The organism is Formivibrio sp. oc-25, assembly GCF_055810895.1.
In genome coordinates this window covers 71,851-85,499 of record NZ_JBVVOL010000008.1, presented here as the reverse complement: position 1 = coordinate 85,499, position 13,649 = coordinate 71,851, and the positions used below count along the sequence as shown (strand labels likewise).

The window sequence follows — 13,649 nt, the reverse complement described above, 5'->3', positions numbered from 1 at the left end:
AATTTTAGGCCAGGCTGCGCGTCAGGATTTCACGCACCCCCGCCGGAGTGACGGACTGGTGCTCGCCCAGCGCGGTCAATCCTTGTGCTTCAAGACGGCCAGCGATCTTGTCGGCGGCAGCGGATTCGATGTTGAGTGCCTTGAGGCTGGTCTTCAGGCCGACCGATTCGAAGAATGCGCAGGTTTGGGCGATGGCGGCATCGATGCGGGCATCTTCGCCTCCCTCGCTAAGGCCCCAGACGCGCGCGGCATATTGCAGCAATTTGGCGCGTTTGGCGGTGCGGTTGACCTGCAGGTTGTGCGGCAGCACGGCGGCGAGCGACACGGCATGATCCAGTCCGTACACGGCGGTGAGCTCATGCCCGATCATGTGCGTGCTCCAGTCCTGCGGTACGCCCTGCCCGATCAGGCCGTTCAATGCCTGGTTGGCCGCCCACATGAAGCTGGCGCGCGCGGCATAGTCGTTCGGGGTATTGACCACCGTCGTGCCGATTTCGATCAGGGTCTGCAGCAGGCCTTCGGCATAGCGATCCTGCACCAGGCCGCCGGCCGGGTAGGTCATGTACTGTTCCATCACGTGCACGAAGGCATCGACCACGCCATTGGCAACCTGATGCTTGGGCAGGCTGTAGGTGACTTCCGGATCGAGAATGGCAAATGCCGGGTAAGTGAGCGGATCGCCATAGGCGCGCTTGAGCCCCTTGCCCACATGCGAGATCACGCTGAAGGTGTTGCTCTCCGAGCCGGTGGCCGGCAGGGTCAGCACGCATCCCACCGGCAACGCGCGTCCGGCCGTGATGCCTTGCTCGATCATGTCCCACGGTTCGCCGCCCTCGTAGCAGGCTGCGGCGGAAACGAACTTGGTGCCATCGATGACCGAGCCGCCGCCGACCGCCAGCAGATAGCCGATGCCTTCACGCTTGATCAGCTCGACCGCCTGCATCAGGGTTTCGTAATGCGGATTGGGTTCGATGCCGCTGAATTCGAGCCAGGTGTGTTGCGCCAGCGCAGCCTTGACCTGGTCGTACACGCCGTTTTTCTTGATGCTGCCGCCGCCATAGAGCACCAGCACTTTCTGGTCTTTCGGGATCGCCTGGCTGATGGCAGCAATCTGCCCCTTGCCGAAATAGAGGTGGGTCGGGTTGAAGTAATTGAAATTGTTCATGCGGGTTCGCTCCAGATTGAGTGGGTCATGCACGGAGAGTATTCTTCTGCCGGTACTTATATCAGTGGGTTTGAGAAAATGCCAGACAAGCTCCTTGTGATCGATCAGGGAACCACCAGCACGCGCGCCATGCTGTTTGACCATGACGGCAATGTGCTGGGGCGGGAACAGCAGGAATTGCCGCAACACTATCCGCAGGAAGGCTGGGTCGAGCACGAGGCAGAACGCATCTGGGCCGATTGCCTGCACCTGTGCCGGCATCTGTTGCAAAAAACCGACCCAGCCACCATCGCCGCGCTGGGGCTGGCCAACCAGCGCGAAACCACGGTGATCTGGGAGCGCGATACCGGCGGACCGATCCACAACGCGATTGTCTGGCAGGATCGCCGCACCACGCCCTGGTGCCGCGAGCATTACTCGCCGGAAACGGAAGCCTGGCTGGCGGAAAAAACCGGCCTGCTGCTCGACCCGTATTTTTCCGCGACCAAGATTGCCTGGCTGCTGGATCATATCCCCGGCGCCCGGGCACGGGCCGAGCGTGGCGAGCTGGCCTTTGGCACCATCGACAGCTGGCTGATCTGGAACCTGACCGGTGGCCGTGTGCACGCCACCGATGCCACCAATGCCTCGCGCACGCTGCTGTTCAACCTGAAAACCCAGGATTGGGACGATGAACTGCTGGCATTCTTCAATGTGCCGCGCGCCCTGCTACCCGAAATCAAGGATTGCGCCGCCGATTTTGGCCGCACCGATCCCGCCTTGCTCGGTCACGCCATTCCGATCCGCGGCGTGGCGGGCGATCAGCAGGCGGCTACGGTCGGTCAGGCCTGCTTCAGCCCCGGCATGGTCAAATCGACCTATGGCACCGGCTGTTTCATGGTGATGAATACCGGTCGCGAAATCGTGCGCTCGCGCCAGCGCCTGCTGGCAACGCTGGCTTACCGGGTTCAGGGCCAGCCTACCTTTGCGCTGGAGGGCAGCATCTTTATCGCCGGTGCGGCGGTGCAATGGTTGCGCGATGCGGTCAAGCTGATCGGCAGCGCGGCCGAATCGGAAAAATGGGCGCGCGAGGTGGAAGATACGCATGGCGTCTATCTGGTGCCTGCGTTTACCGGGCTCGGTGCGCCGTACTGGGATCCGGAAGCGCGCGGTGCGATTGTCGGGTTGACGCGCAACTCGGGGATTGGCGAGATCGTGCGCGCCGCGCTGGAATCGGTGTGCTACCAGACCCGCGATCTGCTCGAAGCCATGGAAGCCGATGGCGCAGCACCACCGGCCGCCTTGCGCGTGGATGGCGGCATGTCGGCCAACAACTGGGTGATGCAGTTCCTCTCCGATATCCTGGCCACGCCAGTCGAGCGCCCGACCATCACCGAAACCACGGCGCTGGGTGCCGCTTATCTGGCCGGGCTGGGCTGCGGCATGTATCAAAGCCTGGAGGAAGTGGCCGCGCATTGGGCCCGCAATCACCGCTTCGAGCCGGCGATGGGAATCGAGCGGCGCGGCAAGCTGTATGGTGGCTGGTGCCAGGCGGTGGGGCGGGTACGGACGAACCAGGTATAAGCGTTGGTTAAGCGCCTGCAGTCACGTAGGTTGGGCTGAGCCACGCGAAGCCCAACGATTTCACAATGTGTTGGGCTTCATTTCATTCAGCCCAACCTACGTCGTTGCATCTATGAGTCCCTATGATGCCCAGTAAGGCCGCCGGGGCTGTAGGTCGGGTTTTAACCCGACAGCATCGGGATTGTGTCGGGTTGAAACCCGACCTACGGCAGAAGCAAAGAAAGTATCACGCCATGCCGGGCGGGACCGGCACCAAAATACGCGCCGCACGGCGCATAAAACCCAGCCTGTTCACATCGGTTTTTCCAGTTGCTCCATCAACGCCGTCATCGCCTCGGCAGCGCCACAGCGCCAGCGCACATCCGCATGGCGGCTGACCTGCGTATCGGCCGGGTTGACCTCGACTGCCAGCGCGCCGATCTGGCCGGCGATGATGAAAGGCTGGGCGATGTAGGGAAACACGCTGGTGGTGCCGATGCTGAACACCAGATCGTAGCCCTGCTCCATCGTCGCATACAGGCGGTTGATGGCGGTTTCCGGCAGCATTTCATTGAACAGCACCACGCGCGGACGCAACCAGTGGCTGCAATTCGGGCACGGCGGCGGCAGCGTGGTCAAGCCGGCATAGTCGGCGATCTTTTCTTCATGGCCACAGCGGGTGCAGTACAGCTCGAACAGATTGCCGTGGATCTCGATCAGATCGCGGCTGCCTGCCCGGGCGTGGAAACCGTCGATGTTCTGCGTCAGCACGGTGACATGGCGGTGTTGTTGCAGGCGGGCGATGATCGCGTGCGCCGCGTTTGGTTGCGCCGCGCGGCAGGATGCCTCGATCTGGGCCAGGTATTTCCAGGTAATCGCCGGTGTGTGCTGCATGACTTCGGCCGACAATGCCACCTCGATCGGCATGCCTTCATCGGTATGCTGGTCATTGTAGAGGCCGCCGATACCGCGATAGGTCGGCAAGCCGGAATCGGCCGAGATGCCGGCGCCGGTGATGAACAGCACGCGTTCGGCGGCCAGCAGGCGCTCGGCCACGTTTTCAATAGCGGGTAAAGTAGCGGTCATCATTCCATCCTGGGTGCGGCATGGGGCGCACCATCATCCAGGCCAGCCACAGCATGGCGCCAATGGGCCAGATATCGCCAATGATGTGTGTCAGCCCGCTCAGATGCTGCAGATGGCCATATTGCCAGCGAAACAATGGCAACGTGGCCGAGAATTGCGGTGTCAGCGGCCACAACCAGCTGACGACCTGTGCCGCCAGCAGTGCCAGCAGTCCTGCCGCGGCGCGCAGCCGCCGGCGCAGTCGCCACAGCAACAGCAGGCACAACAGGCCGATCATGCCGCCGATAGCAATATTCGTATTTACCCAGGCAAAGAATTGCTCGGGTTGCAGCAGCATGCCGGCCATGGTCATTTTTGCCAGCAGGGCCAGCAACAAGGCTGCAATCACGGTTGCCGGAATCTGGCCACTGTGGCGCACCAGCAGCGAAACGAACAGGCTTACTCCTACGAGGTGCAGCATCATGCCGCCGCCTTCGAGCAGTGCCAGGAAAAGGGCCGGGTTGGCCAGGGGCGATTCAAACGGTTGCGGCAAGCCTTGCGGAATCACGACCACGCCCAGAAAAGGCTGGACCGGATCCAGCTGGGTGATGAACCACAGCACCAGCCAGACAAAGCCCCATTCCCCGGCCGGACCCGGTGCAAGCTTGGCATGGCGCCAGCTGTGCACCTGCCGGCGCCAGCGCTCATGGCCGGCAATCAGGCCGAGAACTGCACCGATCAGGGTGCCGGTGCCATTGCTGAGGATGTCGAGGTTGGAGGCGATGCGGCTGGGCAAAAATTGCTGAATGAATTCCATCGTGCCGGATACCAGCAAGCCGCCTGCGATGGCGAGCAGCCAGCCGGAACGCTTGTGCGGCAACAGCAATACCAGGCACAGGCCCAGCGGAACATAGGCCAGCACATTGATTGTGTTGTCGAAAACCGTCTGGTAATGCGGCAGCGGGTAGAACAGATAGGCGAACAGCGGTGCGCCGTTGTAGTGCCAGCCGCTGAATGGATACAGGCTGACGATCACGATCACCAGCAGCGAGCAGTAGCAGAAATAACGGGCAAAGCGGGAGGGTGTGCGCGCATGCGCAAGGTAACTGACGCTCGGAAAATCGCGCATCGTGCACCCTTGTTGAAAATGAAAAGACGCGGAAGGTCATCCCGCCCGCGTCTGCTTTGGCCAGTCTGGCGATTATTTCTTGGCGGTTTTAACCTGCGTCCACAAACGGTTCAGTTCGCGCAGCGGTTTGCCTTGCAGATCATTCAATTGAACCAGTTTTTTCTTGGCCGTGTCATCCGGGAAGACCGCACTGATCTTCTTGATTTCCGGCTTGACGAACTGGGCCGAGGCCGCATTCGGGTTGCCGGAACCGATCATGTTGGTCAGCTCGGATGAATTCTTGCCATCGAGCATGAAGTTGATGAACTTGTGCGCCAGATCGGGACGCGGTGCGGTCTTCAGCACCATCATGCTGTCCAGCGACAGGGTGTTGCCTTCTTTCTGCAGACCGTAGCTGATGCCGAACGGGCGCTTGGCTGCCTTGGCATCTTCATTGGCCTGGAACATGTCGTTGGAATAGCCGTGCGCCACCCAGATGTTGCCGAGCGTCAGTTCCTTGATGTAGCTCTGGGTATTGAAGGCAGCCCAGTACGGCTTGGCCTTGACCAGGGTTTCCTTGGCTTTGGCCCATTCCTTCGGATCGGTCGAATTGGCCGAGAAACCGTTGTACATCAGCGCAGCGGCAAACAGCTCGCGCGAATCATCCAGCACGGTGACCTTGCCCTTGATCTTGGCCAGGATGGCCGGATCGAAGAGGATGGCCCAGGAGGTCGGATCCAGACCGAGTTCCTTGATCTTGGCATCGTTGTAGCCAACCAGCGTGGTGGTGAAGGCGTACGGTACCGAGAACTTGTTGCCCTTGTCGAATGCGGTATCCATGAAGCCGGCATCGACGTTCTTGATATTGGACAGTTTTGCCTTGTCGAGCGGTTGTACCAGGTTCTGCTTCACCAGCGGCGGAATGGCAAAACCGGTCGGCACGACCACGTCATAACCCTTGGCGCCAGCGGACAGCTTGGCCAGCATTTCTTCCATCGCGCCGTAATAGTCCTGAACCACCTTGCACTTGCAATCGGCTTCAAAACGTTTCACGGTTTCCGGAGCAATGTAGTTGTTCCAGTTGTAAATGTGCAGTACGTCTTCGGCGTGGGCAGTGCCCGCGGCCACCAGCAGAGCCAGCAGCAACTTTTTCATCTCGATACCTTCCCTTGGTAGATAACAGTTACTAGAAAGTTGAAGAAGGGCAAAACTGTAACCCTGCACTTCTGCGCCGATTATGCCACGATTTATCCAGGGCAAAAGGCAAAAAGAATGCCATTAGTCCGCAGATCGGCCAAGGCTGAACCGCCGGCGCCAGCCCTGAGGGTGCTGGCGCCGGGACAGTTGTTTTACTCGCTTTTGAACGCGTCGGGTGCCACTTTGCTGGCGATGAAGATCAGCACCAGTGTCAGCAGCATCAGCAGCGAGGAAATGGCATTGACCTCCGGTGTCACGGCGATTTTCAGCATGGAATAGATCTGCAGTGGCAAGGTGGTAGCACCGGCGCCAGCGGTGAAGTAAGTGATCACAAAGTCGTCGATCGACAGCGTGAAGGCCATCAGCGCACCGGCGATGATGCCGGGCATGATCAGCGGCAGGGTGATGCTGCGAAATGCTTCGATCGGTGTGGCGCCCAGATCACGTGCCGCTTCGACCAGCGATTCATCCATGCCTTGCAGGCGGGCACGTACCACGATGGCAACGAAGCCGACACAGAATGCAATGTGTGCGAGTGTGATCGAGACATAGCCCAGGGTGAAATTGAGCGTGACGAAAAACACCAGCAGCGACAGTCCCATCAGGATTTCCGGGATGGCGATCGGCGTGAGTACCAGGATCGGCAACAGGCGCAGCTTGTACTTGTACATGGCAAAGCCGGCCATGGTGCCAAGCAGGGTCGAAACGGCACTGGTGATCATGCCGATGACCAGCGAATTGCGCGCGGCCGTCAGCATCTGGTGATCATTGAACAGCACGTCGTACCACTTCAGGGTGAAACCGACCCATTCCGCGTTCAGGCGCGAATCGTTGAACGAATACATCACCACAATGATCAGTGGCAGGTAGAGAAAGGCATAGACCAGTCCGGCCATGCCCCACAGCACCTTGTGTTGCTTAAAGTTCATCGCGCTTGCCTCCCCGGCCAAGCCAGCCTGCCACGGCCGCCAGCAGCAGCACGGCGATGGTCAGCATGATGGAAAGAACCGAACCGAACGGCCAATCTCGGCTATCGAGGAATTGCTGTTTGATCAGGTTGCCGATCATGATGCCGTCGGTACCGCCGACCAGGTCGGGCACGGCAAACATGCCCAGCGCCGGAATGAACACCAGCGCCGCACCGGCATACACGCCGGGTAACGAGAGCGGCCAGGTGATGCGCCAGAAGCGCTGCCACTTGCTGGCGCCGAGATCCTGCGCGGCATCGAGCAGGTTCATGTCGTGTTTTTCCAGGTTGGCATACAGCGGCAGCACCATGAACGGCAGGTGCACGTACACCAGTACGATGATCACGGCGAAGTGCGAGAACAGAATCTGCACCGGGCCGAATCCGAACAGGCCGAGGAAACCATTAGCGAGCTTGGCCACATAGCCTTGCGGACCAAGGATGATCATCCAGGCATAGACGCGAACCAGGAAGTTGCTCCAGAACGGCAGGATCACCAGCAGCACCAGCAGATCGCGGTATTTCTTCGGACTGCGCGCGATCAGCCAGGCCAGCGGATACGCCATCACCAGGCAGATCAGCGTAGTGATGCCGGCATACCAGAACGATTTGATGAACAGCTCGATATAGATCGAATCGCCGAAGAAGGTGCCGAAGTTTTCGAGCGTGAGGAAATCACGCCAGTTCTCGCGATTGATCAGCAGCGTGGTGGCCCCGCTGTCGTCGGCCCCGATCAGCGGCAACAGGCCGCCATAATCACCGGGATAGCGAAACGCAGCGAACGCCATGATCAGCGTCGGAATCGCAAAGAACAGGATCAGGTACAAGAGTGGCGGACCAGAGATCAGCCACTTCGAAATGCGTTTGTTTTGCGCCATGGCGAAGCTCCGGTCAGGCGAGCAGGAAGTGGCCGGCATCGAAACGCCAGGCCAGTTCGACCAGATCGTTGTCGTCGAAGAACTTGGCCTTGCCCGGTTCCGAGTTGGGCAGCATGGTCTCGACCAGCATGCCGTTCTCAAGCTCGACGATGTAGATGGTCACGTCGCCCAGATACAGGCAATCATGCACGCGGCCCTTGAAGTGGACTTCGTCCGGATCATCGGCCGGCAGGGTCACGCCCAGCTTGATCTTTTCCGGGCGCAGCGACAAGGCACCGGCCATGCCGACATGGGCACCTTCGAGCGGCAGGGCCTCGGCCATGCCGACGCCGGCGATCTCGATCTTCATGCGATCGCTGCCGATCTCGCGTACCGTGGCATCAAGCAGGTTGCACTGGCCGATGAAGTCGGCCACGAAGCGGCTCTTTGGATAGCTGTAGATGGTTTCCGGCACGTCGAGCTGCTCGACCTGGCCCTTGTTCATCACGGCGATGCGGTGCGACAGCGCCAGCGCCTCGCCCTGATCGTGCGTGACGTAAACGAAGGTCACGCCGACTTCCTTCTGCAGCGTGATCAGTTCGATCTGCATCTGTTCGCGCAGCTTGGCATCCAGTGCAGAGAGCGGTTCATCCAGCAGCAGCACACGCGGGCGGTTGACCAGTGCGCGGGCGATGGCGACGCGCTGGCGCTGGCCACCGGACATTTCATGCGGAAAGCGTTTGGCGAACTGCTGCAGGCGCACATCTTCAAGCGCTTCTTCCACGCGCGACTTGATCTCGCCGGCTGGAACCTTGGCCATTTTCAAGGGGAAGGCGATGTTTTGCGCCACGGTCATATGCGGAAAAATGGCGTAGTTCTGGAACACGGTATGCACCGGACGTTTTTCCGGTGGTACGTTGGCCATGTTCTGGCCATCCAGAATGATTTCGCCCGAATCCGGCATCTCGAACCCGGCCAGCATGCGCAAGAGCGTGGTCTTGCCGCAGCCCGACGGCCCCAGCAGCGTGAAGAATTCGCCGGCCTCGACCGAGAGGCTGACGTGATTGACCGCGGTGAAGTCGCCAAAGGTTTTGACCACGTCACGAATCTCAAGCAACGCCATGATATTCCTCATGAAAAAACGGCGGGTATTCTAGCAAAAAGCGGGGGGGCGGGCAGTGCAAATTATCCTGTCAATGCAAGGGTTTGCCCCATGTCATGCGATTGCGCGCACCGCCCGACTCCCGCACTATACTGCAAAAGGGTTTGCGCCCTGATTTCCGGCCGCAAGGCCCGCCATGCTTCATGACGGAAACCGTACTGTGGAAAACCGCCTGCACGTCTCGCAACTGCAAATTGGCATGTTTGTCACCGAGCTGGATCGGCCCTGGCTCGATACCCCTTTTCTGTTGCAGGGCTTCCAGATCGAAAACCCGGCCCAGCTCGAAGAATTGCGCCACTATTGCGAATTTGTCACGATCGATCTGACACGGTCGGTCGGCGGGCCGTTTCATTGGGCGGGTGAATCATCGCCTGCCCGGCCGGATGCGCAAGCTGGGCCTGCGCAGGATGTTGCCCGTTACAAGGAGGAAGACCGCGAGCGGCTGAGCATCCTGATGGAGCTGCGCGCGCTGTTCAGTGCCGCGCGGCTGCGCCGCGAACAGGATACGCCGATCACGCCGCCACGCATCATCATCTACGAAGAGACAACACCGGTCGAAGAAGAAATCGTGCCGGCCAGGGTGGCGCACGATGCCACGCAGGCGCTGGTTTCCAGCCTGATGACTTCCGTGCGCGAGGATTTGCCGCCGCAGTCGGAAGAAATCAACGAAGCCGTGTCCACCATGGTCGATTCGATCATCCGCAACCCGAATGCGCTGCTATGGCTATCGCTGATGAAGGACCGCGACAGCTATTCCTATGGCCATGCCGTGGATTGTTCCGTGTACATGCTGGCGTTCGGGCGCAGCCTGGGTTTTCCCAAGGAGGATTTGCACAAACTCGGGTTTGCCGGGCTGATGCTCGATATCGGCAAGATGAAACTGCCCGAAGAGTTGCTGAGCCGGCATGGCCGCTACACGCGCGGCGAGTTCATGCTGATGAAGACCCATGTCCAGCACAGCCTGGATATCCTGAACCAGATGGACAATGTATCGATGGATGTGTTCGACATGGTGGCGCGGCATCACGAACGCCATGATGGCAGCGGCTATCCTTATGGCTTGAAAGCCGAGTGGATAGGCATTTTCGGCAGCATGGCCGGGATTGTTGATTGCTTCACCGCCATCACCAGTGATCGACCGTATTCGCAGGCCAAGAGTCCGCACGATACCTTGCAGCTGCTGTACAAGTGGAGCGATCGTTTTTTTCATCCGGTGCTGGTCGAGCAGTTTGCCCAGTGCGTAGGGGTATTTCCGATTGGCACCCTGGTGGAATTATCGAGCGGCGATATCGGCATTGTGGTCGGACAAAACTACACGCGTCGTCTCAAGCCGCGGGTGATGGTGATTCTGGGGCCGGATCAGCAGCCACATGCCCGGCCCATGTTGCTGGATCTGATCACCGATCCGCCCGGCCCGAACAACCAGCCGATCATCGTGCGACGTACCTTGCCCCGCGACAGTTTCGGCATTGATCCTCGCGAGTACTTCCTGTGATGGCACCAATCGGTCCATCGCTGGCCGAGCTGCAGTTGCTCAAGGCTTGGGCGATACGGCAAAACCTGTCGGCAGACCGCTTATACCAGGTCGTCAATCAAGCACTGGCTGGCAGCGGTTGCCTCAACAGCGCCGATCTGACCGCCTATGGCCAATATCTGGCGGGATTGCTCGAGGGCCGGCATGAAAAGGGCCGCCTGGCCGATCTGACCGTACAGGCGCTGCAGCATGCCGGAACCGTGCTGATGGCATGGCGCGAATGGCTGCAATGCTATCCGGAAGTGCCGTCCAGCCTGGAAACCGTGCTGCTGGATTGCCTGGCCGAGGCGCAAGCGCTGCTGCTCAAGCGCCTGGCCGAACGGCAACCGGATCATGACCGTATCACCGGCCTGCCTGATCGCGCAGCGTTGCCGGCGGCGGTAAACAAGGCGCGCGCCGCCACCCGGCCATCCCGCCAGTTTGCCGTGATGAGCGTGGAGATCACCGCAGGCCAGCATGTCTACCCGGATGCCCTGCTGCAGTTGCTGGCACAACGATTGGCCGGCATGTTGCGCAGCCCGGAGCAGGATACGCTGCTGCTGATCGATCGCCAGACCTTCGGGCTGGTACTGGCCGATCTCAATGGTGAAGGCCATGCCTTGCTGGCCGCGCATCGTGCACTGAGCTTTTTTGAGGAGGCCGTGCTGATGCAGGATGGCCGCGCGCTCAAGCTGCATCCGCGCATCGGGATTGCGCTGGCACCGCAGCATGGAGAGGCTGCCAAGCAATTGCTGGAAGCCGCCACGGTTGCGCTGCATACCTATTCCGCTGACCGGGTATCGATCTATGACCCGCAGCAGGACAAGCTGCATACCGCACTGTTTCGGCTGGAAGCACCGCTGCGTGATGCGCTGGAATACAATCTGCTGCATCTGGCCTTCCAGCCGCAGATCGATTGTCGCGACGGCAGCTTCCATGGCATGGAATCGCTGTTGCGCTGGCAGGATGAAAAGCTCGGCATGGTGCGCCCGGATGAGATTGTCATGGTGGCCGAGCATCTGGGGCTGATGCCGACGCTGACGCAGTGGATACTGAATGCCAGCCTGCGTGAGTTCGCCAAGCTGATTGCACTGGGGGTGCCGGGCTCGATCAGCATCAACATCACGGCCAGCAACCTGCTCGATCGCGAACTGCGCGCCGCGATCCAGGATGCCCTGACCCTGTGGCAGGTGCCGCCGCAACGCGTGGTGCTGGAAATCACCGAATCCGGCCTGATCGGCAATCTGGATGATGCCCTGCTGGCGATGCATGCGCTCAAGCGCCTGGGGTGCAAACTGGCGCTGGATGATTTCGGTACCGGCTATTCCTCGCTGAGTTATCTCAAGCGCTTGCCGATCGACGAGCTCAAGATCGATCGCAGCTTTATCCTGACCATGCGCGAATCGGCCAAGGATGCCGGTATCGTGCGGACCATCATCGAACTGGCCCACCTGCTTGAGCTGGTGGTTGTGACCGAAGGCGTGGAAGACGCTGAAACCGTTCGCATGCTCACTGGCATGGGCAATGACGTGATTCAGGGTTATGTCCACAGCCAGCCATTGCCACCGCAGGCGATCCCCGATTATCTTGCTAGTCTCAACCTTCCCGGAAAGCGCATTTGATCATGATGGACTGGAACCGGCTGCTTTCGGCCAATCGTCTGGGTGCCGAGCGGTGCGAGCTGACCGCACCGGAATCCGGGCGCAGCGATTTTCACAAGGATCACGACCGCATCGTGTTTTCCAGCCCGTTCCGGCGCATGGGGCGCAAGACCCAGGTCCACCCGATGACCGAGAACGACCATGTGCATACGCGGTTGACCCACTCGATCGAGGTCAGCTGTGTCGGGCGCAGTCTGGGCTTGCTGGTTGCGCGTCGCCTGGCCGAACAGTTGCCGGCCGACGTCACCCCCTACGATATCGGCGCGATCGTGCAGGCAGCGTGCCTGGCACATGATATTGGCAATCCGCCGTTTGGCCATGCCGGCGAATACGCGATCCGCGACTGGTTCCGCCGTGACGAACACGCCTACCTGTTCCAGAACCTGACCCCGGAGGAGCGCCGCGACCTGCAGACCTTTGAGGGCAATGCGCAGGGTTTCCGCGTGGTGACGCAGCTGGAAAATCACCGCTTCGACGGCGGCATGCGCCTGACCTATGCCACGCTCGGCGCTACGCTCAAATACCCGTGGACCTGCGAGCATGCCGGCGACAAGGGCAAGTTCAGTTGCTTCCAGAGCGAAAAGCTCCTGCTGGAGCAGACGGTGGCCGAGCTCGGTCTGCCCGAACTCGCGCCGGGAAAGTGGGCGCGCCACCCGCTTTCCTACCTGATGGAAGCCTCGGACGATATTTGCTATGCGGTGCTGGATCTGGAAGACGGCATCGAGATCGGCATGCTGCCATATGAAACGGTGGAGCCATTGCTGCTGAAGATCTGCGGTGGCAACGAATTGCTGCAGCTGGAGCTGGCGGCGGCACCGTCATTGCGACGCAAGATGGCGCTGCTGCGCGGCAAGGCGATCGACCGCTGCGTGCGCGAGGTGGCGGAAGCGTTTGTCCGTCAGCATAAACGCATGCTCGACGGCAGCTATCAGGGAGACCTGCTCAACGACTGCCCGGCATTCATTCGCGAGGGTATCGCGCAGGCCAAGCAGCTGGCGCGGGACCGCATCTTCAATGCCCGCCACAAGGTCGAGGTCGAGGTCGGTGCGTTTACCTGCCTCGATATCCTGCTCGATGCCTTCTGCAATGCCGCCTACCAGCTGAAGGTTTCCCAGCAGATGCCGTTTCGCATGCAGCGCATCCTGGATCTGATGGAATACAACGCGCCCAGGAAGGAATGGTCGCTCTACCACTCCTACCGCCGCGTACTCGATTTCATCGGTGGCATGACGGACAACTATGCAACCTATCTGGCGCAGCAGGTGGGGGGGATGGGGCGTTAGCGATGTGTGTTGCTGACGGTCGGTCTGGTTAAGCGCCTTCGGCGCGTGCTTGATGAGCCGTTTCCGCACGGCGGGCAGGAAGGGGCCTTTGCGTCGCCAAAGCCCCCTTCGACCGAAGGAAGTCCCTGT

Annotated in this window: 11 protein-coding genes; 4 read left to right on the top strand and 7 right to left on the bottom strand. The window is 60.3% G+C overall.

Features of this window, described 5'->3' with window-relative positions:
• Nucleotides 1-4 precede the first annotated feature (4 nt).
• Nucleotides 5-1,165 carry an iron-containing alcohol dehydrogenase gene (locus AC0KVQ_RS07315; protein WP_473420488.1) on the bottom strand — a complete coding sequence of 387 codons (1,161 nt, stop codon included), beginning with the start codon at nucleotides 1,163-1,165 and terminating at the stop codon, nucleotides 5-7.
• A gap of 78 nt (nucleotides 1,166-1,243) precedes the next feature.
• On the opposite strand from AC0KVQ_RS07315, the gene glpK reads away from it, so the two are divergent.
• Nucleotides 1,244-2,728 (top strand): glycerol kinase GlpK, encoded by a 1,485-nt coding sequence (gene glpK / locus AC0KVQ_RS07310; RefSeq protein ID WP_473420487.1) that lies wholly within the window; start codon nucleotides 1,244-1,246, stop codon nucleotides 2,726-2,728.
• A gap of 291 nt (nucleotides 2,729-3,019) precedes the next feature.
• Here glpK and AC0KVQ_RS07305 read toward each other — a convergent pair whose 3' ends face one another.
• From AC0KVQ_RS07305 to AC0KVQ_RS07280, 6 genes are all read right to left on the bottom strand, one after another.
• Nucleotides 3,020-3,796, bottom strand: a complete 777-nt coding sequence (locus AC0KVQ_RS07305) for an NAD-dependent deacylase (protein WP_473420486.1) — start codon at nucleotides 3,794-3,796, stop codon at nucleotides 3,020-3,022.
• A complete protein-coding gene (locus AC0KVQ_RS07300) occupies nucleotides 3,768-4,901 on the bottom strand; it encodes a VanZ family protein (RefSeq protein WP_473420485.1) in 1,134 nt (377 codons plus the stop codon). The genes AC0KVQ_RS07305 and AC0KVQ_RS07300 overlap by 29 nt, the downstream gene beginning before the upstream one ends.
• Nucleotides 4,902-4,973: 72 nt before the next feature.
• Nucleotides 4,974-6,035 carry a polyamine ABC transporter substrate-binding protein gene (locus AC0KVQ_RS07295; RefSeq protein WP_473420484.1) on the bottom strand — a complete coding sequence of 354 codons (1,062 nt, stop codon included), beginning with the start codon at nucleotides 6,033-6,035 and terminating at the stop codon, nucleotides 4,974-4,976.
• Between the two features lie 194 nt (nucleotides 6,036-6,229).
• Entirely contained in the window at nucleotides 6,230-7,006 is a 777-nt protein-coding gene (locus AC0KVQ_RS07290; RefSeq protein WP_473420483.1) for an ABC transporter permease, read from the bottom strand.
• Nucleotides 6,996-7,922, bottom strand: coding sequence for an ABC transporter permease (locus tag AC0KVQ_RS07285; protein ID WP_473420482.1), 927 nt, complete (start codon nucleotides 7,920-7,922; stop codon nucleotides 6,996-6,998). The genes AC0KVQ_RS07290 and AC0KVQ_RS07285 overlap by 11 nt, the downstream gene beginning before the upstream one ends.
• Before the next feature lie 13 nt (nucleotides 7,923-7,935).
• The gene (locus AC0KVQ_RS07280) at nucleotides 7,936-9,024 is read right to left on the bottom strand and encodes an ABC transporter ATP-binding protein (protein WP_473420481.1); all 1,089 of its coding nucleotides are present in this window, start codon (nucleotides 9,022-9,024) and stop codon (nucleotides 7,936-7,938) included.
• Nucleotides 9,025-9,199: 175 nt separating this feature from the next.
• Between AC0KVQ_RS07280 and AC0KVQ_RS07275 the strand changes: the two genes are divergently transcribed.
• From AC0KVQ_RS07275 to AC0KVQ_RS07265, 3 genes are read left to right on the top strand one after another with little or no spacing between them, the layout of a single operon-like run.
• Nucleotides 9,200-10,558 (top strand): HD-GYP domain-containing protein, encoded by a 1,359-nt coding sequence (locus AC0KVQ_RS07275; protein ID WP_473420480.1) that lies wholly within the window; start codon nucleotides 9,200-9,202, stop codon nucleotides 10,556-10,558.
• Nucleotides 10,558-12,198, top strand: coding sequence for a putative bifunctional diguanylate cyclase/phosphodiesterase (locus AC0KVQ_RS07270; protein WP_473420479.1), 1,641 nt, complete (start codon nucleotides 10,558-10,560; stop codon nucleotides 12,196-12,198). The genes AC0KVQ_RS07275 and AC0KVQ_RS07270 overlap by 1 nt, the downstream gene beginning before the upstream one ends.
• A 2-nt stretch (nucleotides 12,199-12,200) precedes the next feature.
• On the top strand, nucleotides 12,201-13,520 hold the full coding sequence (locus AC0KVQ_RS07265) for a deoxyguanosinetriphosphate triphosphohydrolase (RefSeq protein WP_473420478.1): 1,320 nt from the start codon (nucleotides 12,201-12,203) through the stop codon (nucleotides 13,518-13,520).
• The last annotated feature ends 129 nt before the right edge of the window (nucleotides 13,521-13,649 follow it).